The organism is Planctobacterium marinum (assembly GCF_036322805.1).
GTDB lineage: Bacteria > Pseudomonadota > Gammaproteobacteria > Enterobacterales > Alteromonadaceae > Planctobacterium > Planctobacterium marinum_A.
This window is the reverse complement of record NZ_AP027272.1, coordinates 3,392,410-3,414,178: the sequence shown is the minus strand read 5'-3', so window position 1 is coordinate 3,414,178 and position 21,769 is coordinate 3,392,410. Positions and strand designations below refer to the sequence as shown.

At 44.4% G+C, this 21,769-nt stretch carries 22 protein-coding genes; 18 read left to right on the top strand and 4 right to left on the bottom strand.

What is annotated here, in order from left to right; genetic code table 11:
- The first annotated feature begins 51 nt into the window (after positions 1–51).
- The 13 genes from queE to AABA75_RS15130 all read left to right on the top strand — a co-directional run bounded on the left by queE (position 52) and on the right by AABA75_RS15130 (position 10,163).
- The gene (queE, locus tag AABA75_RS15190) at positions 52–765 is read left to right on the top strand and encodes a 7-carboxy-7-deazaguanine synthase QueE (protein WP_338294865.1); all 714 of its coding nucleotides are present in this window, start codon (positions 52–54) and stop codon (positions 763–765) included.
- A gap of 92 nt (positions 766–857) precedes the next feature.
- Positions 858–1,271 (top strand): hypothetical protein, encoded by a 414-nt coding sequence (locus AABA75_RS15185; RefSeq protein WP_338293492.1) that lies wholly within the window; start codon positions 858–860, stop codon positions 1,269–1,271.
- Positions 1,268–2,164 carry an amino acid ABC transporter substrate-binding protein gene (locus AABA75_RS15180; RefSeq protein ID WP_338293491.1) on the top strand — a complete coding sequence of 299 codons (897 nt, stop codon included), beginning with the start codon at positions 1,268–1,270 and terminating at the stop codon, positions 2,162–2,164. The genes AABA75_RS15185 and AABA75_RS15180 overlap by 4 nt, the downstream gene beginning before the upstream one ends.
- A 53-nt stretch (positions 2,165–2,217) precedes the next feature.
- The gene (locus AABA75_RS15175; protein WP_338293490.1) at positions 2,218–2,769 is read left to right on the top strand and encodes a DUF2058 domain-containing protein; all 552 of its coding nucleotides are present in this window, start codon (positions 2,218–2,220) and stop codon (positions 2,767–2,769) included.
- A 30-nt stretch (positions 2,770–2,799) separates the two neighbouring features.
- Entirely contained in the window at positions 2,800–3,168 is a 369-nt protein-coding gene (locus AABA75_RS15170) for a hypothetical protein (protein WP_338293489.1), read from the top strand.
- 132 nt (positions 3,169–3,300) lie between these two features.
- Positions 3,301–4,443, top strand: coding sequence for a serine hydrolase domain-containing protein (locus AABA75_RS15165; RefSeq protein ID WP_338293488.1), 1,143 nt, complete (start codon positions 3,301–3,303; stop codon positions 4,441–4,443).
- 155 nt (positions 4,444–4,598) lie between these two features.
- On the top strand, positions 4,599–4,760 hold the full coding sequence (locus tag AABA75_RS15160; protein WP_338293486.1) for a hypothetical protein: 162 nt from the start codon (positions 4,599–4,601) through the stop codon (positions 4,758–4,760).
- Between the two features lie 256 nt (positions 4,761–5,016).
- Positions 5,017–5,427, top strand: coding sequence for a hypothetical protein (locus tag AABA75_RS15155; protein WP_338293485.1), 411 nt, complete (start codon positions 5,017–5,019; stop codon positions 5,425–5,427).
- Positions 5,428–5,443: 16 nt separating this feature from the next.
- The gene (locus AABA75_RS15150; protein ID WP_338293484.1) at positions 5,444–5,974 is read left to right on the top strand and encodes a hypothetical protein; all 531 of its coding nucleotides are present in this window, start codon (positions 5,444–5,446) and stop codon (positions 5,972–5,974) included.
- A gap of 232 nt (positions 5,975–6,206) precedes the next feature.
- The gene (locus tag AABA75_RS15145) at positions 6,207–7,052 is read left to right on the top strand and encodes a hypothetical protein (protein WP_338293483.1); all 846 of its coding nucleotides are present in this window, start codon (positions 6,207–6,209) and stop codon (positions 7,050–7,052) included.
- Positions 7,053–7,098: 46 nt separating this feature from the next.
- Positions 7,099–7,959, top strand: coding sequence for a hypothetical protein (locus AABA75_RS15140; protein ID WP_338293482.1), 861 nt, complete (start codon positions 7,099–7,101; stop codon positions 7,957–7,959).
- Between the two features lie 141 nt (positions 7,960–8,100).
- Entirely contained in the window at positions 8,101–9,768 is a 1,668-nt protein-coding gene (locus tag AABA75_RS15135; protein WP_338293481.1) for a VWA domain-containing protein, read from the top strand.
- A gap of 74 nt (positions 9,769–9,842) precedes the next feature.
- A complete protein-coding gene (locus AABA75_RS15130) occupies positions 9,843–10,163 on the top strand; it encodes a hypothetical protein (RefSeq protein ID WP_338293480.1) in 321 nt (106 codons plus the stop codon).
- Positions 10,164–10,536: 373 nt separating this feature from the next.
- Here the strand turns inward: AABA75_RS15130 and AABA75_RS15125 are convergent, their stop codons facing one another.
- The 3 genes from AABA75_RS15125 to AABA75_RS15115 all read right to left on the bottom strand — a co-directional run bounded on the left by AABA75_RS15125 (position 10,537) and on the right by AABA75_RS15115 (position 15,595).
- Positions 10,537–11,334 carry a trypsin-like serine protease gene (locus tag AABA75_RS15125; protein ID WP_338293478.1) on the bottom strand — a complete coding sequence of 266 codons (798 nt, stop codon included), beginning with the start codon at positions 11,332–11,334 and terminating at the stop codon, positions 10,537–10,539.
- A 713-nt stretch (positions 11,335–12,047) separates the two neighbouring features.
- On the bottom strand, positions 12,048–13,715 hold the full coding sequence (gene asnB, locus AABA75_RS15120; RefSeq protein WP_338293476.1) for an asparagine synthase B: 1,668 nt from the start codon (positions 13,713–13,715) through the stop codon (positions 12,048–12,050).
- 266 nt (positions 13,716–13,981) lie between these two features.
- The gene (locus AABA75_RS15115) at positions 13,982–15,595 is read right to left on the bottom strand and encodes a M28 family metallopeptidase (protein WP_338293474.1); all 1,614 of its coding nucleotides are present in this window, start codon (positions 15,593–15,595) and stop codon (positions 13,982–13,984) included.
- A gap of 116 nt (positions 15,596–15,711) precedes the next feature.
- Between AABA75_RS15115 and AABA75_RS15110 the strand changes: the two genes are divergently transcribed.
- Positions 15,712–16,551: a DUF3025 domain-containing protein gene (locus AABA75_RS15110; RefSeq protein WP_338293472.1), complete on the top strand. Its 840-nt coding sequence runs from the start codon at positions 15,712–15,714 to the stop codon at positions 16,549–16,551.
- On the opposite strand, the gene AABA75_RS15105 is transcribed toward AABA75_RS15110, so the two are convergent.
- On the bottom strand, positions 16,544–17,404 hold the full coding sequence (locus AABA75_RS15105; RefSeq protein WP_338293471.1) for a Yip1 family protein: 861 nt from the start codon (positions 17,402–17,404) through the stop codon (positions 16,544–16,546). The two genes, AABA75_RS15110 and AABA75_RS15105, sit on opposite strands and share 8 nt — an antisense overlap.
- 227 nt (positions 17,405–17,631) lie before the next feature.
- Here AABA75_RS15105 and AABA75_RS15100 point away from each other — a divergent pair, with 227 nt between their 5' ends.
- From AABA75_RS15100 to AABA75_RS15085, 4 genes are all read left to right on the top strand, one after another.
- On the top strand, positions 17,632–18,408 hold the full coding sequence (locus tag AABA75_RS15100) for an ATP-binding cassette domain-containing protein (RefSeq protein WP_338293470.1): 777 nt from the start codon (positions 17,632–17,634) through the stop codon (positions 18,406–18,408).
- Entirely contained in the window at positions 18,408–19,601 is a 1,194-nt protein-coding gene (locus tag AABA75_RS15095; RefSeq protein ID WP_338293469.1) for an ABC transporter permease, read from the top strand. The genes AABA75_RS15100 and AABA75_RS15095 overlap by 1 nt, the downstream gene beginning before the upstream one ends.
- 217 nt (positions 19,602–19,818) lie before the next feature.
- Positions 19,819–20,463 carry a response regulator gene (locus AABA75_RS15090; protein WP_338293468.1) on the top strand — a complete coding sequence of 215 codons (645 nt, stop codon included), beginning with the start codon at positions 19,819–19,821 and terminating at the stop codon, positions 20,461–20,463.
- 2 nt (positions 20,464–20,465) lie between these two features.
- Positions 20,466–21,731, top strand: coding sequence for an HD domain-containing phosphohydrolase (locus AABA75_RS15085; protein WP_338293466.1), 1,266 nt, complete (start codon positions 20,466–20,468; stop codon positions 21,729–21,731).
- The last annotated feature ends 38 nt before the right edge of the window (positions 21,732–21,769 follow it).

The following is a 21,769-nucleotide window of genomic DNA, read 5'->3' as shown; positions in this document are numbered from 1 at the left end:
CAATTGCTGTAATTCATCAACCAACAAAAGGCAGCCAGATTGAATTCTCAAATGAATGACTCGCAGCGGATTAACATCACCAATGAGGTGACCACCCAATACAAGATCAATGAAATATTTGAATCTATTCAAGGGGAAGGGGCTTTTACGGGAGTTCCCTCGATTTTTATTCGCGTGCAGGGTTGTCCGGTGGGGTGCCCTTGGTGTGATACCAAGCACACATGGGATATTCCGCCTGAAACTGAGCAGAGTGCTTCACAGGTGTTACTAAAATCCAGTGATTCGGACACCTGGTTTCGTGCCACGGCCGAGCAATTGCTTAATATCTTGCGCGAAGAAGGCTACACCGCGAAACATATCATTTTAACGGGGGGCGAGCCTTGTTTGTACAATTTGGTACCGCTTACCAGTTTACTGATTGAAAACGACTACAGTGTGCAGATTGAAACCAGTGGTACCTTTGCTTTGAAAACGCATCCAGACACTTGGGTTACTGTTTCACCCAAAATCAACATGAAGGGAGGGTACGAAGTTCGCCGCGAATTGTTGGAGCAAGCAGATGAAATAAAACACCCGATAGCCATGGAAAAGCACATTGAAGAGCTTGATGAATTATTGGCTGGCAAAGCGTTAAAATCAAGCTGTCTTATTTACCTACAACCTATCAGCCAGCAGCAGCGAGCAACTGAATTAGCCGTTAAAACCTGTATTGAACGCAACTGGCGCTTGTCATTGCAAACCCATAAATTTATCGGGATCGAATAGACAAATTCCGTATAAGGCACTAGATATTTATCAAGGCTTAGCCAATATCAGTCGATAAGCTAAATAGATTTTTTACACAATAGGAATGCTCTGTGTCTTCACTTTCCCAACTGTTTTTTGATGACTACGCTCGGGCCTACGAACAATACGACGCACGGGCCGTTGCTGATATGTACTTTGTGCCTGCGGTAATAATGAGTGATGAGCGTAAGAATGTTTACACTACCCCAGAGGCTATTGCTGAGGTGATCGACGATCTCATGGACCGCTTGCAATCCATTGGTGCTGCATTGTGTGAGGCTGAAGTGTGCCAAACCATGCGTCTGTCAGAAAATATCATGTTTTCCAACGTAAAATGGACTTTTAAAAATGTACAAGAGCAAAAGCTGTTTAGCTGTTTTGTTTCTTATACATTGCAATCTGAGGGGGAATCCTTAAAAATCATCGTCTCTGTAATTGACGATGAAGAAAGAGAGCTGGAAAGGCTGCTTTTTACCACTGCATGACATCACGCCGACTGTTACTATTCGTACTTCTGTTTTTGATTCAACTGCCTGTAGTCGCAGCGACCTGGACCATTTATTATCCGCGACCGGATGATGTTGAGGATAAACGCACAACTTATCCGCTCGCGGTGTTGCGTCTGGCGCTAAAGCACACGGGGGTGAACTATAACTTATATCCCAGTCAAAAAGTGTTATCGCAAGGGCGCTCCATTAAGCAGCTAAAAGCCAATCGCGAAATCAGCCTGGTGTGGAGCATGACGGATAAAGTCAGGGAAGAAGAGTTACTACCCATTCGAATCCCAATTTACAAAGGATTGATTGGCTGGCGACTGTTTCTGGTAAAAGATGAAAACCTCGATGTCTTTAATAGTTTCAAAACCATTCAGGAATTGCGTCAATACACCCCTGTACAAGGTCATGACTGGCCAGATACTAAGATTTTGCAATCCAATGGCTTCGAAGTAGTTACGGCCACAGATTATTACGAAATGTTTGATGTTGTGCGTCTCGAACAAGCGGGCTTCTTTCCGCGTTCTATTGTAGAGATCTGGGCCGAAATGGCGGATCCGCAAAAGAGTCGAAACTTGATCGTTGAGCCCCATCTGGCGCTGCGTTATCCCACGGCCACCTACTTTTTCTTCAATAAAAAGAATATTGTCATGAAAAAACTGGTGGAAACCGGATTGCGTCGTGCAATCGCCGCGGGAGAGTTTGATAAGTTGTTTTTTGCTGAACACAAAGAATACATAGAGCAGGCCAACATCCAGCAGCGCATTGTGTTTGAACTGGATAATCCGGTCTTACCCGAGCAAACGCCGGTCAATGATCCTCTCTATTGGTATACAGTGGCAGACGCCCAAGGGACTCCTCAGCAACCCCCAGTAGAGCATTGATCCCGTCGCGATTCAGTTTAAAATAGCCCAATTGTTATTAACTTGAGGTAGTTATGGCCCTATCCCTTCAGGAGCAGCTTTTAAAGTCCGGTCTTGCTGACAAAAAAAGTGCAAAAAAAATCCAAAACGAAAAACGCAAAAAAGACAAAATTCGCCGCAAGAGTAAAATTGTCGAAACCGATGAAGTCAAAGCGTCGGTAAAAGCACAGCAAGAGGCCAAAAAGCAAAAAGACATGGCACTTAATGCTGAAGCAAAAAAAGAAGCTGAGAAGAAGCAAATTGCAGCGCAGATCATTCAAATGATCGATATGAACCAGCAACCGGTTAATAACGGTGATATCAAATTTCAATTCACTCACGATAATGTGATTAAGCAGCTATTGGTGAATGAAAAAACGCGAGGTCATCTGCAAGGCAATAAACTGGCTATTGTTGCTCACAAAGACAGCTACGCCATCATCCCTATTCAGGTGGCAGATAAAATTGCTGAGCGCGATGCCAGCTGTATTTTGTACCGGGCAGATCAGCAAGGCGAGGTGGAACTCTCAGAAGAAGAGCAAGATTGGTATGCAGATTACGAAATCCCTGACGATCTGGTGTGGTAAGAATCCAATCTCAAATTGACTGAGTAGCCTATGAATCAATCAGATTTTGTTGCGGTGTTCACCCAGTTAAAACAAATATTGACGCCTTATGCAGCCAGTCTGGATTGCATAAAGGACACCGGTGACGACTATTATTTGAATAGTCGTCACATCATGAAGAACAAAAAAGCCTTGTTTTTCGCAGCGGTTAACATCAAAAAGCGCTATGTCTCCTTTCACCTGATGCCTGTCTACGTTTTCCCGGAATTGTTAGATACTCTCTCCCCCCAGCTGAAAAAGCGCATGCAAGGAAAATCTTGTTTTAATTTTACTCGACTGGAAAAACTGCACCTTGACGAACTAAGTGCTCTAACGTCTGCGGGCTATCGCAAATATCAAGACTCAGGATATGTCCCGTAACTTTCAGGTAACTTTCCTGATAAAGTGAATAGGGTCAGTCAGCATGATAATTCCCGCGGTTCATCACATTTTTGTAGGTTTTTGAGGCGTTTTTTGTATAAGCTGGTGCAAAAATGACTCGGAATAGTCCCTATGCGTTTGTTCGTTATCTTATTATGTTGCTTGTCTTTAATTTCCTGTGGTGGGGGCTCGTCTGATACGACGACGGTAACTGTGCCTCCCGTCAACAATAGTCCCGATTATCTACCGGTTTCTTCTGATATTAACCACGCTACACCTGCTGAAGTCGGCATTGATGAGGCTGTGATATCCGGCGTTTATACGCAAGCGGCTTCGCAAAACGGTCTGCGCAGTTTGTTAGTGTTAAAAAACGGTCAATTAGTGGCTGAACAATATTTCAATGGCCAAACGGCACAACAACTACAACACGTGCGCTCAGTCACTAAAACGGTTACTGCGTTGTTAACCGGTATTGCCATCGACGAGGGAATATTATCCATGCAGGCCACGTTGGGTGAGTTTTTTAGTGGGGATTACAGCTTTGCTGATGCAAGGGCCCAGTCTGTTACCGTAGAACAATTACTTACCATGACCAGCGGTTATGACTGGGATGAGAGCGGGGCGGCACTTTATGTGGAATGGGCCCAGTCCAATGAGCCAGTGGAGTTTTTGTTGTCGCGAAACCTCACCAGTAACCCCGGTGAAACCTTTACCTATAATTCGGCGACCGTACATTTGTTGGGAGTTATTATCAGTACAGTTTCCGAGACTTCATTACAGCAGTTCGCTCAAAGTCGACTATTTGAACCGCTGGGTATTAACGCTATTCGTTGGGAAATATTGGCCGACGGACGCCACAACGGCAGTGCGGGACTGGAACTACGTCCAATTGATCAGGCCAAACTGGGTTTACTTATTCAAAACAATGGTTTATACACGGCACCTGATGGTTCTGCTGCGCAGGTTGTCCCTGAGTCTTGGGTAACGGCGTTAAAGCAGGAGCAAGTAGAGCTCACGGGTACTTACAGTGCTCTTAATTATCGTGGTTATGGCTATTTGAACTGGCTAGGGGAAAGCGCTGTACTCTCCGACTCCACGGCCAATTATGAGCTTGCCTGGGGCTGGGGCGGACAATTTATTCTGACCCATCCAGCATCAGATCTTATATTGGTAACTAACAGTGATTGGTCAGTTGGGGCGAGCCAGGCTAGTCAACAACAGCAGGCTATGCTGGCTATTTTGATTGATGGTTTGCTCAATGCCACCGCTAATTAATAGCCATTAAAACTGTACTTTGGTACAGGTTACACTGCGCGTTTTTGTGGCTATGATTAATTCACTTGCTAAGGCGATTCAATGAATTTCGCAGGCGAGGCGGGTGCAAAGGAATGACACCTTTGCCTGAATTAATTTTTGACAAGGAAATCAATATGCGTACTTTAAATAAGACAGAAGCAGAGTTAGTAACAGGTGGTGTAACGGGTAATTGTGCAGGTGACACCAAAGACGGAGCGAGCGGCCCACTCCCGGGCGAAACGCTGCTTGAGTATTACCTGCGGACTCAGGCTGAGCAAAATGAAGGTGGCTTTTAAGCCTGCCCGGCGGCCGTTCTGATCAGAACGGCCTTCAATATTAATACGATAAAGTCGATTAAATACCACTTCTAGTCTAGTCCTTCTTCTCCTGCTTACATTCAGATACAAGTGGATAACCTTGGTTACAGACAAATAGCCTAAATTGTTGGAATAATTTAGTTACCCTAAGCGTTGCAGAGATAGGTAAATTCAGATGTCTGTAAAATTTGTCCTCAATTCTTTTTTAACCAATCAAACTAAAGGAATAGCCCTTATGTCGCGTATGTATAGTAAATTGATTTTGGCGGGTGTCGTTGCCCTATCACTGGCCGCTTGTGCCAATACTCAAGACTCTGATGCCAAACAACTCACCGTTGGTCTTGTACAAAAAGAAATTAAGCCTGGTGTATCTTCAGTGAAGGTGGCACAAACGCTGGGAAGCCCCAATATTGTCAAAAAATCCCCGGACACCAATGGTGAAGTGTGGATCTATGACAAGATTTCTCAAACCCAAAGTGCCAGCAGTTTGGGTATTAATATCTTGGGTGCAGGTTCTGATGTTGCAGCTCTGGTAGGAGGCTCTTCCAGCCAAAGTGAAAGCAGTAGTCGCAGCCTGACTGTCATCATTAAACTCAATGAGCAAGACAATGTTTCTGAGGTGTCTTACTTTCGCAGCGCTTACTAATTAAAGTGAGCCTGATATGAAAATGACTAAACCAATATTAGTGGCCGTTTTGATGGCCTTACTGGCGGGCTGTGCAAGTTCAGTGAAGCCACCATCTTTGGCTTTGCGTGAGTATCAAACTCGTACCTACGAGCAAAAATCTAACAAGGAAATCTTTCATGCGGTATTGAATACGTTGCAGGATGATGGATTTGTCATCGACGTGGCTGATATCGAATCTGGACTGGTGAAAGGCAATGTCAGCGGTACCAAAATGAATGCCCGCGAAACACTGCAAAAAACCGCGTTTACTGTGTTAACTTACGGCGTATTTTTACTGTTTACCGATGGCAATATCGATGATCTGGAAACGGTGAGTGCAACGATTACCATATCGCCCTACGGTGAAAGTATGAAGGTACGTACCAGTTTTGTGTACCGTCGGGATAACCCTGATGGTGAAACCGTAGAGCACAAACAGATCACAGAGCAGGCGGTCTATCAGAAATTCTTTAGCTCCATCGAAAAATCCATTTTTTACGATGAGGCACTGCAGCCAGCCAGTTAGTTTGGCCAGATTTAAAGTGTAAAAAGTACCTTTGGAGGTACTTTTTTTTTGACCGGGTTCTTTTAGCGGTAGGCATAAAGTTATGGTAAATAGATGTGAAAAAAGTAATCCAAGAAGTGGTTTTTTTTAAATTTGTGCTATGGTTCTTAGGTTAGAATATTTCTTACCCTTTATGTGTGCTGCCATATGGTGGGTATTCGAGCTGATTTAAAATGATACAAGGAGAATGGACATGCCAACTGAAGAATCATCAACAAGTAGTACTACAGGTAATCAAGGCGGCGATAATCCGCAGAACTGGTCTATTGTCAGCGATGCTGAGAGTCGCGCGAAATCATTAACCTTATCACAATCAAAAGAAATTCCCGCTACTAAAGAATTTGCTATTAATGCCACGGGTAATTTGTTTGTAGCCACGACACTAAATGGTGGCAATGCCGAAGGTGCTGCTATCTCACAAGAGGCTTCTGACGCCTTTGGTCAGGTGAGTGTGTTTTTTGCGGCCATGACTAAAGCCATGAGCGAAAACAACAATACCCTGTATGAGATTGACGCCATTGATAAGATAGTGTCTCGCTCCGGTTTATTCGTTAAGGTAACTGAAAGCGACGTTAAATTTACCAGCAAGTCTTGGGGAGTTAAGTTTGGTAGTGAATTAATTACAGCGCTTCTTGGATTCAGTGGTGGTTTGGCGTCAGTAGGCAGCTCCTTGATGCAAATGTTAGGGGATATCGGCAAGAAGGGACAGGAAATATCAATAGCGCATAATTCGTCCAGCTCTGAAACCAAAGTGGGTACTATCATTTTTGTATGTGAATATTTGTTGGGTGCGGTTTCAATTACGCCAATTGTATTGAGTATGGACGCGGTTAAAAATAAATCTGCCTTGGAAATTGGTCCTTGCTTTAATAGTAAATCTGAAGAATATGAGCTTAATATTGATAAAACAACGTATTTGTTTGTACCCCCAGCATTTATTCCGGAAGCTAAAACTCTCAATGAAGCTATGGACAATCCCGATTTCAACGAGCTGGTGAATGCGCTAAAAGAAAGTTTAGGTGAACCCGCCCAGGAATAGGGTATCGAGCTGATTTGTAACGCTTCAGCGTTGAGAGAGGAATGTAATGTTTGCTTGGTTATGGAATCTGTGGGGTCACAAGGAAGCCTCTGAGCCTACAGTGCAACGGGCATCTATTTATAAACCGCTACCCAAATACTACATGTTTAATGAGACTGGCAACATTATGTTGTGTACTTCGGAAAAAAACATTAGTGGCTTCGATGAAGATATTAAAAATAGTTTCATCGATGTCACTGTGTTCTTTTCAGCCTTGTCTAAGGCGTTGCATACCACGAACAATCCGATCACCAAGAAATCCTATTCACTGTATAACTACAAGGCAGTTAAAGATATTTTGTCGTCTTCGGGAATGTTTTTTGAGGTAAATGTAGAGGAAGGTGTTTTTAGCAGTGAAAAAGCAGGCGAGTCCTTAGGCAAGGAATTTCTACAACACGCCTTAAACCGCCATTTTGGTGACGTGCATTTGCCATTTTCCAGAGCCATGTTTAATGGCATGCGTTATCAGCAAAACTTGGGTAAAAAAGCCAATGTGAGTGCGGATAGCGATGATGCATTGTCTTTCCGTGGTGGCAGCATCTTTTTCATTTGCGAGATACTAATGGGCATTCCTCAAACTACTGCAGTGTTACTAAGCATAGAGCCTGTAAGCGCAAAAAGTGAAGATGCGATTAAAAAGGGAAAAAGCGAGACCGTCAGTATGTTTGATCTTGGCGCCAGTCAGGAGAGCGAACTCACTGCGCATGGTATAAAACGTCGCTGGACTTTTAAAAAGCGTTCTTATCTTTTTACACCACCTAAGTTCCTGGCGAACAACTCCGCTTATCTTACCCGAGGAGATTGCACCGAACTTGATGAACTGGTAGATAAATTCCGGGAAAGTTTACCGCAGAAAGGTGTTAGTTGATTTAAGCGTCCTGCTCCAGTCACAGCTCATTTGAGTAGACAGACCAAAAAAATACGACTTTAGTCTATTAGACCAATATCTCGATAGTGCATTTAGGGAATTGGTCCGATAATTAAGCTTCAATATTTTTCTGGAACTTAAATGAACAAATTTGTCGGTTATCAGGCCATAGCAAAAGTCTTGACTGTAGCGTGGTTAATGTCTGTCACTTTAATGGTTGGTTGCGGCGGCGGCGGTGGTGAAACCACAAGTCCAACACCTGCTCCAGTTCCACCGCCTCCTCCTGTTTATACCATTTCAGGGAGTATCATTGATGAAGCTCAATTGCCGATCTCAGGTGCATTGGTGAGTGTCAATGGTATTGAAGCTGATATTTTGACCGGGCCTGAGGGGACTTTTGCTATCGAACATGATGAAGCATTTGAAAGTCCAGTGACAGTTGCCGTGACAGTCGACGGTTATCAGTCTTTTGCGTCCGAACTCGCGATATCTACGTTAGATACCGATACCTCATTTGCATTGGATGAGGCTATTAGCCTTGAAACTTTCGAGCCATGGGGTTTCATGCAATTTTCTATCAGTGGTAATACTGCAGGAAAATCTCATGCGAAGCGGAGTGGTGATTGCGATTGTGAAGTTACGGTAGAAGGGCGAGCCACCAAATCAGGTCAAAAGGAGCCGAGACTCATGAGTTTATTCGTCATCGATGTCTCAGGCAGTACTGGTACAAATCAAATTGGTAACCAAAGTGTTTTTGAAGTCCAGGTAGCAGCGCTGAAGGGCATGTTAGATAACTTGACTTCAGGTGTTTCAACACAAGTTGGCTTGATTAAATTTGCCACTGATGCGGAGTTACTTGTAGATTTCACTACAGATTTTAGCGCCATCAAATCCGCCCTTGATGATATAGTGCCTGAAACTTCAGGAACCGCTTCAGCAGCAACGAACTACGAGGCTGCACTGGACCTTATTGAGGCAACTTATGCTTCTTTTAGTTTGAATGATAGCGATATAAAGTCTGTGGCTTTTATGTCTGATGGTATTCCTACAGCCCCCTTTGGTTCCGGAACAACTCAAGAAGCCGGTGACAGAACATCTGCATTAGAAGCGGCAACTCGTCTTGCTGAACAAGGTATTCTCGTGAACTCTTTTCCGATTAACATCAATAGTACCCTGACCACTATGCCGTCTATTTCAGCTATTACTGATGGTAATTATTATTTTCACGAAGCAGATAGTATCTTGACCAATATTCCTAAAGATTCATTGGTGGGGGTCATTGGTCTTGAGGTTCGAAATGTGACAACAGAGTTGGACGCTGATCCCATCACCTTGTTTTCAGACGGCGTTTTCTCTGCCAATGTTTGTTTAACCGATGAAAGCGTAAATGATGTCATCATTACTCCAATCGTATGCAAAGACTGTAATAAAGACGCCTATCAAACGGTGAAAACCAACTGTGACGCGACAGAAGAGTGTTCGGAATGCGCTGGTCAAATAACAAATTTGATTTTGCAGTACACAGGCACTTCGGCTAATGCCAGTGTGCGTGTTACGCAGCGAATAAAAGGGAAAGATGAAAATCTTTTTTCAGGTGTAGTTGCTCCAGGAGCACAGTTTGAATTCTATGGTAGAGAAAAAGACAAAACCATGGGTTCGAGCATTAAAGTATTCATCAACAATCAACTGAATACTGAGATTAAAACCAGTTGTGGACAGCCGAAAACCGGTCCTGGGTTGGTATCAGGAGACTTTCTTGTTATCAAAGGTTACAGTAGAAATGGCGGATTACTTTGCCCGGTAGACTAATTAATTATCATGAAAGGGTTCTTCTCATCTGAAGAGCCCTTCATTCCCAGTTTGACCATGACGCAAGACATCATTTGCCATTAGGTCGAACTTCAGTTCGACGACGAAGGTGGTTAGCTCTGATATTATTGTCGAGCTGGTCTATTTTTGTTCCCGACAAAATCGGCATCGCCCGTTCCTGGACCTTCAAAAAGCGCTCTTATTTGTTTATCCCACCACAGTTATTTGCCAAAAACTCCGCCTATCTGGCTAAAGGCGACTCCGCTGTAATAGATACGCTGGTGGAGAGGTTCTGGAAAAGTTTGCCGGAACAAAGGTTAGTAACAGGTGTCGTGCTCACATCTTTTCAGAAGTTCATCTTTTCTACGGAACTATTTCCGTATCTCACGTATTGATGGATGCCTATTTTAGGTGAATACGTAACTTTAAGTTTGGTTTTCTGATGTTACTTTTTCGAAGGGGAGCGCCCCTAAGAAAAAGTAATATCAGAACACTGAATTTTGATATTTCGCACAAGAGTGAAATTTGTTAGATAGTTGTAGGTTCGCTTTTAAGCGGACAAAGGTGGTTGAATTTCACACTCTTGTCTAGCTAAAGCACGACCTACATAAATAGACATTTACGCCATCTATGGCGATCACGATTTTTGTTCCCGACAAAATCGGCATTCTCACCATCCATGGCGATCAACTTAAACCTAAAGTCTAATACTTGCTAACGCCTCGGGTAAAAGGGGGATTAAGTGAGCGCCCCTAAGAAGAAATAACATCAGAACATAAAGTTTTGATGTTTCGCACAAGGCTTATTGTCATCCAAATGCGATTCGATCCAATCACGATAATGATTAAGGTACGTGTAATAATCGATTGCGCCGTAAAACCCTTCTTTCCAGTTAGTCGCTTCCGTATCTTGCCAGGAGCTTAAGGCAACAAGGTGTATAGTGCCTTTGTCAATAATGTATGCTGGTGAGCCACTGTCACCTCCACCGCCGATACCCTCATTTTCCAAGGCTCCATCCTCAGGTGCACTAAAACTAAAACTCAGCCATTGTCCTTTTATTTCCTCTATTTTGTTTTGCGCAACACGCATTTTCAGGTCTCGAGATGTAATCCCATCCATGCCAGTTCCAGTATCACCTCTACCTGCGATGGTGATAACGTCATCCTTCTCTGGCTCTAATGCAAATAGGGTTACCGGGGCAATATCACCTGACGGCATTTCGATTTTTACCATGGCGATATCAAAACCGTATTGGCGGTCTTTCCAGTTTTCATGTAACAAGATATCGAGAATTTTAAGCCTTTCTGATTTTATCTGAGCGACATCGTTTTCTTCGAAAAAATTGGCCACATGAGCGGCAGTGAGCACCCAACTATTTCCCACATAGGTCCCTGAGCCGACGACAAAGTCGCCATCTTTGGTAGACGTGGTAAAAGTGACATGGGCCTCAATAGCATCGGTTGAGTTGAGATATTCTTCGTCTGATTTGTCGTGGCGAATAACGATGGACTGCGCACTTAAGCTTGTTATAGCAAAAATGATAAGAATTACCCTCAAGATTTTCATGATGTTGGCTTCCAGTTTAAGGTTGCTTTAGAGTTAACAAGGTATTACGTGTGTAATTTCAAAGATAAGATTACGATTGTAATCAGTTCGTGTCAATTGGAATCCCAAAATTAGAGCTTTGAGCTACAGTGAATGCCGTTTATGTCGGGGTCATTTAAACGGACAAATGTGGTTTACCCTCACATCTTTGTCGAACTAACGACCCTGTGCCCTCATAAATATTTGAAATTTTGCCGGTCTGCTAACGAAGCCTAATATTATCGTTTCGCATGTAAGTGAATAGACCACCCCATTTCCCCTCATGAAGCGCCATTGAAAAACGTGAAGCAAGTTTCCGGTGATTTTCAGGGATGAAAATCAAGTCACACCTAAGCATGGACGCGCATCGTGACGACGGGAACTTACAGTTTTTCTATGGATTAAGCGTAATGCGGGGAGCCTTTTTCTTTCGCATACGGTTTCTTTTTAGCAAAAAGACAAATTCATCGGGAATGAATTTGGACAGCTTTAGCTGTCTTCAGGGAAATACAAGGATGTATTTCACAAATGGTATGTGGACCAAAGGGATTTGGTTCAGAGATGCCATGGATGGCGTCTGTCAGGCTACATTGAAGTCAAAAAGATAAAGCTATTCTCAAGAATAAATGTCGAGCTGTTCAAAAAAAAAGCCCGCTTTATTTGCGGGCTTTAAAATGTTTGCTCAGCAACAAATCCTACTGCTTGCCGTGGACGTCCTTCATGGAACGACCTGAAGGGTCGGCCATATTCTGGAAGCTTTCATCCCAGGCTAGCGCTTCTACGGTACTACAGGCGATGGACTTACCACCTGGTACACATTTAGCGGCACTCTCCTGTGGGAAGTACTCTTCAAAGATGGTGCGGTAAAAATAGCCTTCTTTGGTATCGGGTGTATTGTGGGGGAAACGGAACGCTGCAGTGCTCATTTGCTGATCAGTTACCGCCTCATCCACATAGTCTTTGATAGAGTCAATCCAGCTATAACCTACGCCATCACCAAACTGCTCTTTTTGACGCCATAAGATTTCAGAAGGCAGGTACTCGCCATTATCGAAGGCTTTACGCAATATCCACTTCTCCATGCGCTCTTTAGAGCACATCTTGTCTTGTGGGTTCAAGCGCATCGCCACGTCCATAAACTCTTTGTCCAGGAATGGTACACGTGCTTCCACACCCCAGGAAGAAGTGGCTTTGTTGGCACGAGCACAGTCAAACATGTGTAGGCGCTTCAGTTTACGCACGGTTTCTTCGTGTAACTCTTTGGCATTCGGCGCTTTGTGGAAGTACAGGTACCCACCGAAGATTTCATCGGAACCTTCGCCTGAAAGTACCATCTTGATGCCCATCGCTTTGATCTTACGGCTCATCAGGTACATTGGCGTAGAGGCTCTGATAGTGGTGGTATCGTAGGTTTCCAGGAAATAAATCACATCACGGATGGCGTCCAGGCCTTCCTGAATAGTAAAGTGAATTTCGTGGTGGACCGTACCTATCATGTCCGCTACTTTTTGCGCAGCTTGTAAATCAGGTGCACCTTCCAGGCCTACAGCAAATGAATGCAGACGAGGCCACCAGGCTTGAGACTTGTCTTCATCTTCCACGCGATTGGCCACAAATTGCGCCGCTACAGCGGAAACCAGGGAAGAGTCCAGGCCACCGGATAGCAATACCGCATAAGGCACGTCTGACATCATGTGGCTTTTTACGGCTTTTTCGAACGCTACTTTTAGCTCATCAAGATTGCTTTCGTTGTTTTCAACGGCGGCATATTCCATCCAGTCACGTTGATAATATTCCACCATTTCACCGGTTTTGCTCCAGAAGTAATGACCCGGAGGGAACTCATTGACGGTTTTACACACCGGCACCAGCGCTTTCATTTCTGAAGCAACGTAGAAGTTACCGTGCTCGTCGTGGCCAGTATAAAGAGGAATAATACCCATGTGGTCACGGGCAATCAGGTAAGCGTCTTGGGTTTCATCGTAAAGTACAAAGGCGAACATGCCTTTCAAATCGTCGATAAACTCTACACCCTTTTGCTCGTACAAAGGCAAAATGACTTCACAGTCGGACTTAGTGCGAAAATCGTAAGGCGTAACTAAATTATTCGCTAATTCTTTGTGGTTATAGATTTCACCATTTACTGCCAGTACTTTATTTTCATCTCGGCTCACAAGTGGCTGGGCACCAGTATCTACATCAACAATTGCCAAGCGTTCATGACACAAAATGGCATTATTATTATTCCAGATACCTGACCAGTCCGGGCCGCGATGGCGCAACAATTTTGACAAATCCAGGGCTTGCGTCCTGAGTTCTGACACATCGGTTTTAATGTCCAAAATACCGAATATACCGCACATACTTAGGTTTCTCTCTGTTTTGGTGAATCTAAAAAATGGCACTGCCGTGAAGTTGGGAACGGGATAAAAATACGAAGGGAAAAATAACGAATTTTTGCGTCTGAGACCATACTCCGCACAGCGTCTTACGCCTTGAATTTGCCAGTCTCAACAGAAATTGCAAGCGAAAACTGTAATTTTTTTACAATAGTATATTCCATATACAGTAGTTGAAATAAAAAGGGCGTTAAAAAACGCCCTTTAGTCTTATTTTAGGATATCTATCCTCAAGGTCTTTGAAATTCGCTGGTTTTACTCCATTGTGGCCAATCATCGCTATTGGCAATGTCGTAACCGATTTCGAAATACATTTGTGAATCTTCCACCATGCCACCGAAGTTCCATGACTCGCGGTATTGGTCACACACCTGGTGGTAGCAGCCAGTTTGGATCACGGACATCTTCTTGCGATAAGCCGCGATCTCATCATTTATTGGCATTGAGCCACCTTTGGCATATAAGGCTGGAACGCCTTTTTTAGCCAGACTGAAGTGGTCTGAGCGATAGTAGATACCTGCGGCTGGACGACTTTCTTGCACTAATACGCGGTCGGTGCGCTTGGCGGCTTTTTCCAGGTAGGTTTCCAGTTCCGATTTACCCATACCCACAACTTCTACGTCTTTGGTGGGGCCCATGATGTTCATGGCATCAATGTTCAGATTTGCTACGGTTTTTTCCAGCGGATAAACCGGATATTCAGCGTAGTATTTAGAGCCTAGCAGACCTTGTTCTTCGGCAGTGACAAATAAGAAACTGAGTGAACGTTCAGGGCGAGTTTCCAATTGAGCAAAAGCCTTAGCGATAGCAATTAGTGCAGCGCTGCCCGTGGCATTATCATGAGCACCATTATATATATTGTCACCTTCTTTGCTTGGATCCTTACCTAAATGATCCCAGTGTGCCGTATAGATGATGTGCTCATCGGGGCGCTTGCTACCGGGTAGGGTGGCCATAAAGTTGTAGCTGGTGGATTTTTGCATGGTACTTTTGATGCTAATTGAGGCTTTACTACTCATTGCCTTAGCATATGGACCTTGCTGCGCTTTGCGCTTTTCTTCCATGTAATCCAGACCGGCTTTGCTGAACACTTTTTTGGCAGCATCTACTGATAACCAGCCTTCAACTTTTACCCGGCTCTGGTTGCCATCTTCGGTGACCAAACCATACTGAGGGCCACTCCAGCTGTTAGCCACTACTGACCAACCATAAGAAGCTGGCTCCGTCTCATGCACAATTAATGCGCCCGCAGCGCCTTGGCGGCTGGCTTCTTCGTATTTGTAGGTCCAACGACCGTAATAGGTCATGGTTTTGCCTTGGAATTTACCACCGTCTGGGTTTTCGAAACCGGGGTCATTCACCAGAATAACAACCGTTTTGCCTTTTACATCCAGACCTTCGTAGTCGTTCCAATCGTATTCAGGTGCGTTAACACCATAGCCGACAAACACCAGTTCTGAATCTTTTAATTCCACCAGTTCTGATTCGCGACTGGTACCTGCCACCATATTGACCTTGTATTCGAACTTATCGCCTGCGATATCCAGGGTCATATTCGGGTCAGCTTCAATCTTCATCAACTCGACTGGCTGTAAGTAGCTGCCATCAACGCCGGGGGTATAGCCCATGGCATCAAATTGACGCGTCAGATACTCAAGGGTGTAAGCTTCACCTATGGTGGTGGGTTGGCGTCCTTCAAACTTATCAGATGCCAGGGTTTTAACGTGGGAACGCAAGTCTTGCTCGTTGATGCTTTGCAACGCTTGCTCAAAAGTATCCGCCACAGCATAGCTACTAACCAGCCCTGCCAGGGTGATACCATAAAGGGATTTTCGCATTGTCATTCTCTTGTATAATAGGGTTTCTGTCGGGAAGCTGCATATCAGCTTTTTGCTTGTATACTGCATTTTTCCGCCACTAAGCTTATTCAAAATCTCATCTTTATCAACCGGAACTTGGTTTGCAACACTCTCCAAAGCGCTTTAAAACCCCTGAAAATTGGTATACTGACTGGCTTTCTCAGCCTTATTTCGTCCATGTTAAAACCCTATTCGATTTGTATGGATTTGGTGATTTCCCTACGACGAAGTACCTCAACCAATGGATACAAGAGCGCGGCATTACTGATATTGAGTTTGTTTGCGATGAAGCGATTCAAGGCGGGCAGTATGCTGAGCAAACAGCAGGACTTTATTACGAAGAGATTATCGCCCGGTGCAACTTCGTTCCTACCCGGAAAAATAACTGGCACGATTTATTTAATGCCCTGATTTGGCTATTGTTTCCCAAATCTAAAAAAGCTTTAAATCAGCTACATATGGCTGAGATAAAAGAGCATGGCCTTAATCCCAGAACAGCGGTGCGCAACAGGGTTACGCATTTTGATGAATGCGGTGCAGTATTAGTATTTGCTGATGAAGCGCACCTCGAGGCTTTGCAGGGGCATCGCTGGGTTGAGGCATTTGTTGATTGTAAAAATCTTTGGCAGCAAAACACACAATTGTTTATGTTTGGTCATGCCAACTATGAAATGTTATTGGACCCGTATCTTGGGCTGACTGGCAAATATGTGGCCATCAAAGTTGAGCCAGAGTTTTATCAATTACCGCTATTGCAACAATACGCCTGGCTGGATGACAAGCTATTGGAGTTGATTGAGCAAGGAGCGTTATTTGAACAAAAAGCTGTGCTCAAACCTTTACCGCTTTTGGGGATCCCCGGTTGGGATGCGGCCAATGAAGATCCTGAATATTACGCCAATCAGGATTATTTCAGGCCGCTACGTAAGACGATTAAATGATCAGGAAGAACGCCCAAACGCCCCAGATAATGGCAAAAGGCGCAACCGCAATAATGGTGCATTGACGGCTGCTGAGTTTGGTCCATTGGCTGATACCCACCGCCGTAAGATAGATAATCCACAACGAGTCCAGGCCAATACCTTGGGCCCAACCAAACCAGCCGGATTCCATAGAAATACCCAAGACAAATGCCAGTGAGAACACGCTTAAATATTCTGGAGACATTTGTGGCCCGCCGAACATCAAGATGATGAGGGTGTTTAGAATGCCAATAAAAGCAAAAGGTAGCGTGGCCCACCAGGTAAAGCCATACCAGTCGCCAAAGCTGAGCACGTTGTCTTCATCCATCTGAGTTATTTTGCTCAGATAAAAGGCGAAAATGGCATTGAGAATGATGGCGCCAATGGCCACAAAAAACGCGGTAAAGGTACCAATCGCTTGGTTTTGCATCATCTGCATGGCTTGCGCTTTTTCAGATGGGCTGACATCTGGCATTTGCAGGTTTACAGCCATTTCACTGTACCAAACCATGTCGATTTGATTGAAGTATAGCCAGGTGGGCAATACCGAGAAGAAGGTCACAAAAATAAAGGCCACCCAAGACCAGTTTGCGGTATTTTTCAGGGTGGAAAACACCGAGTTCGGTTTTAATATAATGGCTTGTAATGCCGTAAACGGCGAGCTGATGGCACCAGACTGGCTCACTGGCTCAGGGGCTTCTGTCGCAGCGGCTTCTGTCTTTTGCGGATCTTGTTGAGGTGCTTCTGCTGAAGGTGCTTGTGCTTCGTTATGCGCTTCCTCATTAGACGAGTTCTCGTCAGGTTTTACCTCGTTGTGTTTATTGTCTTCCATTTATAACCTTCTGCTGTGTTTTTTGATAATCACTTCTGTCTCAATTTTTACACAAGCTCGCGTCAAATCATACCAATTCCAATAAACATTTACCCAGTACAGAGGGAGTTTAAAAGCATTTAGACAAGGCGGATGTTTACAGGAAAAAAATTTCTTTGTAATAAATTTTAGTTTCGCCACACTAGAGCATGGGATTGATAAAAAATGATAAGCAAAGGTAAAGCAGGATGATAACAGTAAAGCAGCTCGCTAAGCGCTTTAGCGTTGAAAACCCAAAAAAGCTGACGGCACAAGAAAAGGCCGATCCCCGATTAAAGGGGCGCTTTTTTTATTCCGTAGAAGATGTGTCGTTTCATTGTAACAAGGGCCAGGTGTTGGGTTTGTTGGGCCCCAATGGGGCCGGGAAAACCACCACGCTTAGGGTGTTATCTTCAGCCTTAAAAGCAGATAAAGGCGAAATCAATATCGACGGCAATGATGTTTCCACGTCCCCGAATGTTGCGCGTAAATCACTGGGGTTTTTATCCGGTAATACGGGCTTGTATGGCCGCTTAACTGGACGGGAAAACATCAGCTATTTTGCTCGTTTGCACGGTATGTCTGCTGCAGAAACCGACAAGCGCCTGGCTGAGCTTTCCGACATGCTGGATATGGATGCCTGGTTAGACAGACGCTCTGAGCATTACTCCAGCGGCATGAAACAAAAAACCGCGATTGCCAGAGCGGTAGTGCATTCCCCGTCGGTAGTGGTCTTGGATGAACCTACAACCGGATTAGACATTATGGCAACCCAAACCGTAATGGATTTTATTCGCCATTTGAAGGCGCAAAATACGCCGGTGATATTCTCCACTCACCACCTGAATGAGGTGGAAGAGCTGTGTGATGAAGTTTCGGTGATAAATCTGGGACGTACCCAGTTTATGGATGACATAGATGCATTTAAAGCCAAAGGCGAATCAATGAATCAGGCATTTTTAAATATTCTGCAAGGAGAAGGCTAATGTGGTTAGTGGTACAAAAAGAGCTGAAAGAGCTGCTGCGGGATCGCAAAACCCTGTTTTTTATGGTGGCACTGCCGATGCTGGTGTTCCCGGCAATGTTCGGTGCCATTGGCTATTTTACTTCCAAAGCGCTGGATGACGCGCAAAACAAAGTGTTGAATTTTGCGGTTATCGGAGCGCAGTATCATCCGGAATTGGTGGCCAAAATCAGTGAGGATGAGAGTTTCAGTATTAAAGAGCTGGCCGACGGAGCGGATTTCAAGCAGCAGATAAAAGACAAAACTCTGGATTTCGTTATTGAACTGGATGCCAATGCTGATGGCACCGTGTTGGACGCTGGTCAAAGTACCCTCAAGTTGTATCTAAATGATGCTGGATTGAACATGGTGGAATCCCGTATTGAGGAGTATGTTGCCACGTTAAATGAAAACAAACGTCAGGCTGCATTTGATACCTTATCCGTGCCAGAATCTAAACAGTTGGCCTTGTTAAAGCCCGTGGTTTTAGAAAAAGTGAATATTGCTGAAGCCAGGGAAAACTGGGGTGAGAGAATTGGTGGATTGATCCCTTACATGCTTTTTATCCTGTGTTTGCAAGGTGCAATGGTACCCGCCAGTGATCTGGCCGCCGGGGAAAAAGAGCGTGGTACGTTGGAAACCTTATTACTGGTACCACTGGACAGAACACAATTAGTGATGGGCAAGTTCTTCACGGTATTAGTGGCCGCAATTGTCGCAGCCTTGGTGACCATATTTAGTATGGCGTTCTGGGGTATCATGATCGGGCAGGGCATGGCCATCACTTTTATTCAGGATATGATGACCCAAATCGCCATCATTGATTACATTTTAATGTTTGTCATGCTGGTGCCTGTGGCTTCAATTTTTGCCGCAATCTTATTGAGCTTGTCCATCTATGCCCGCAGTTACAAAGAGGCGCAGAGTTACATGGGCAGCCTGATCATGCTGGTGATCTTACCTATTGTAGTGGCTATGGCACCGGGCATTACTCTTGAGGGTATCTGGGCATGGGTACCACTGACTAATGTGGCGCTTGCCATCAAAGAGTTGATAAAAGGCACTATGGATTATTACGCCCTGTTGGGGATTTTAACTTCCACGGTAATCATTGCCGGTGCGTTGTTAGCCTTCTGTGTGTACTGGTTCAAACAAGAAAAAGTCTTATTCAGATAATCTACATGTTAAAGAGGTGAGGTATTATCGACCTCACCTTTCTCCAGCCCTATTTGTTCCTCCTGATTTGTATAAAAGTGAGCTCGGTTCCGAGAGTTTGTGCTTATCAGTGATATGTCTCACAAGATAATCATGTCACATATGTCACTACTAATACTAAAGTCTCAATTGACTTAATTTGCATCAAAGTTTAAATTTTATGCAAAAGGAGGTCGATATGACGATGAAAAAATCTTATTCCACTGGCGAAATTGCGGCTTTTTGTGATGTGACGTTGCGCACCGTAATCCGTTGGATCGATCGCGGTAGCCTGAAAGCCTATAAGTTACCCGGCCGGGGTAACAACAGGGTAACTGCTGAATCCTTAATGGAATTCCTGCAAGAATATCAAATGCCGATACCGGCAGAGCTAGAGCCGCTACAGCAAAAAGAAGCCAAGCCAACGGATAATACGGTTAGTGATAATAGTGAAGAGGATAATCGGCGCATACTGATTTGTGACGATGAAAAACCGTATGCTGATGCCATTCGTCGATTATTGCGCCGCCATGGATATGAGACGCGTGTTGCCTACAGCGGGTTTGAAGCGGGAACCGAATTGATGTTGTTCAAACCAGCTTTGATAACCCTGGACTTGAGTATGCCGGGCATGAGCGGTTTTGAAGTGGTGAGCTTTATCAGAGAGCGTGAATCACTAAAAGATATCAAGATCCTGGTGATTTCTGCTTTGCCAAAAGACGATTTAAGTAAAGCCTGGTTATTGGGGGCAGACGAGGCGTTATCTAAGCCCTTTGACAACGAACACTTGCTGAAAACCGTTTCCGATTTATTAGTGGAAGATACGCAGAACATACGGAGATAATTATGACGAATGACAACACTCCTGTGGTTTTGTTTGTGGATGATGAAGCCAATATCTTGTCCTCTCTAAAGCGTATTGTGCGCAAAAAGGATTATCAATCTGTGTTTGCCAGTTCAGGTGCCGAGGCATTGGAGATCATGCAGCAACAAACCGTGCATCTGGTGGTGTCAGATATGAAAATGCCACAGATGACAGGTGCGCAGCTGTTCGCCAAGTTGGTAGTGAAATTTCCTGATACCTACCGCATCATCTTGTCTGGTTATGCCGATCTGGCATCTACCATTGATGCCGTCAATCAAGGAAAGATTCATCGCTTCCTGCAAAAACCGTGGGACAACGACATGTTGTTAGAGGCCATCGATGAGGGCCTTGAATTGGTGCGACTAAAACAGGCCAATGAGCGTTTGAAATCTGAAATATCTGCTCAAAATAAGCAGCTTAAAACACTTAATGAATCGCTGGAAGAAAAGGTTAATTTGCGCACTCGGCAAATTCAGGTGGCGCTGAGAAAGATGCAGGGTCAAAACAAAGCATTGGAGAAAGTGCTCTATAACCTAATCAATATAAACCCCAATTTAAACGGCGAGTTTGCTAAAAGAGTCAGCACATTGGCCAGGCGCATGGCACTGAAGAACCAGGTCAAGGATCCCGAATTACGAGAAATTACATTAGCTGGACTGTTGTGTGAAATCGGACTGATTTCGTTGGACCCATTTTTGTACAGCAAGCCCTTTGACGAGTTGAATCATCAGCAAAGAGGTGAGTTTTACAGTCAGACAGAGACAGCCAGCATGATATTGGCACCCGCAGAGTATATGGCGGGGGTAGCTCGAATGCTTTCCCAGCAGTTTTTACCTTGGTCTGGAGCAGGTGAAAGCGATGCGCCAGCTTATACCAGCATCGTTCCGGGAGCGCGTATATTACATGTCGCGCGGGATTACTGGGGTTATCGCAGTAAAAAAATTAAAGATGTTGAGCTAACTCATGAACAGACCTTGAGCCAAATGAAAAAACAGATGGGAGCAAAGTATGAACCTGAACTCATTGAGCTTCTTAGTCAGTTACCTGAGCCGGTGATTGAAGGTGAGCATAAGCCAAGAATGAAATCTGCAGATTTGCAACCGGGAATGAAGTTAAAAGCTAACCTTTATACACCTGAACACATTATGTTGTTGGCAGAAGGGCATGAGTTTACCGAACAAAGTATCGAACGCGTCAAGCAATTTGAAAAGAGTAAAGAAATTACACTTAAGTTAGAGGCCGAGTAACAAAGTGCTGAAAGGAAATCCGGCGTACTCGAGTAAAA

Bases quoted from the DNA above. Each gene is read 5' to 3' on its own strand.
- queE (WP_338294865.1), top strand. From the start codon at position 52: ATGAATGACTCGCAGCGGATTAACATCACCAATGAGGTGACCACCCAA.
- AABA75_RS15180 (WP_338293491.1), top strand. From the start codon at position 1,268: ATGACATCACGCCGACTGTTACTATTCGTACTTCTGTTTTTGATTCAA.
- AABA75_RS15175 (WP_338293490.1), top strand. From the start codon at position 2,218: ATGGCCCTATCCCTTCAGGAGCAGCTTTTAAAGTCCGGTCTTGCTGAC.
- AABA75_RS15170 (WP_338293489.1), top strand. From the start codon at position 2,800: ATGAATCAATCAGATTTTGTTGCGGTGTTCACCCAGTTAAAACAAATA.
- AABA75_RS15165 (WP_338293488.1), top strand. From the start codon at position 3,301: ATGCGTTTGTTCGTTATCTTATTATGTTGCTTGTCTTTAATTTCCTGT.
- AABA75_RS15160 (WP_338293486.1), top strand. From the start codon at position 4,599: ATGCGTACTTTAAATAAGACAGAAGCAGAGTTAGTAACAGGTGGTGTA.
- AABA75_RS15155 (WP_338293485.1), top strand. From the start codon at position 5,017: ATGTCGCGTATGTATAGTAAATTGATTTTGGCGGGTGTCGTTGCCCTA.
- AABA75_RS15150 (WP_338293484.1), top strand. From the start codon at position 5,444: ATGAAAATGACTAAACCAATATTAGTGGCCGTTTTGATGGCCTTACTG.
- AABA75_RS15145 (WP_338293483.1), top strand. From the start codon at position 6,207: ATGCCAACTGAAGAATCATCAACAAGTAGTACTACAGGTAATCAAGGC.
- AABA75_RS15140 (WP_338293482.1), top strand. From the start codon at position 7,099: ATGTTTGCTTGGTTATGGAATCTGTGGGGTCACAAGGAAGCCTCTGAG.
- AABA75_RS15135 (WP_338293481.1), top strand. From the start codon at position 8,101: ATGAACAAATTTGTCGGTTATCAGGCCATAGCAAAAGTCTTGACTGTA.
- AABA75_RS15125 (WP_338293478.1), bottom strand. From the start codon at position 11,334: ATGAAAATCTTGAGGGTAATTCTTATCATTTTTGCTATAACAAGCTTA.
- asnB (WP_338293476.1), bottom strand. From the start codon at position 13,715: ATGTGCGGTATATTCGGTATTTTGGACATTAAAACCGATGTGTCAGAA.
- AABA75_RS15115 (WP_338293474.1), bottom strand. From the start codon at position 15,595: ATGACAATGCGAAAATCCCTTTATGGTATCACCCTGGCAGGGCTGGTT.
- AABA75_RS15105 (WP_338293471.1), bottom strand. From the start codon at position 17,404: ATGGAAGACAATAAACACAACGAGGTAAAACCTGACGAGAACTCGTCT.
- AABA75_RS15100 (WP_338293470.1), top strand. From the start codon at position 17,632: ATGATAACAGTAAAGCAGCTCGCTAAGCGCTTTAGCGTTGAAAACCCA.
- AABA75_RS15095 (WP_338293469.1), top strand. From the start codon at position 18,408: ATGTGGTTAGTGGTACAAAAAGAGCTGAAAGAGCTGCTGCGGGATCGC.
- AABA75_RS15090 (WP_338293468.1), top strand. From the start codon at position 19,819: ATGACGATGAAAAAATCTTATTCCACTGGCGAAATTGCGGCTTTTTGT.
- AABA75_RS15085 (WP_338293466.1), top strand. From the start codon at position 20,466: ATGACGAATGACAACACTCCTGTGGTTTTGTTTGTGGATGATGAAGCC.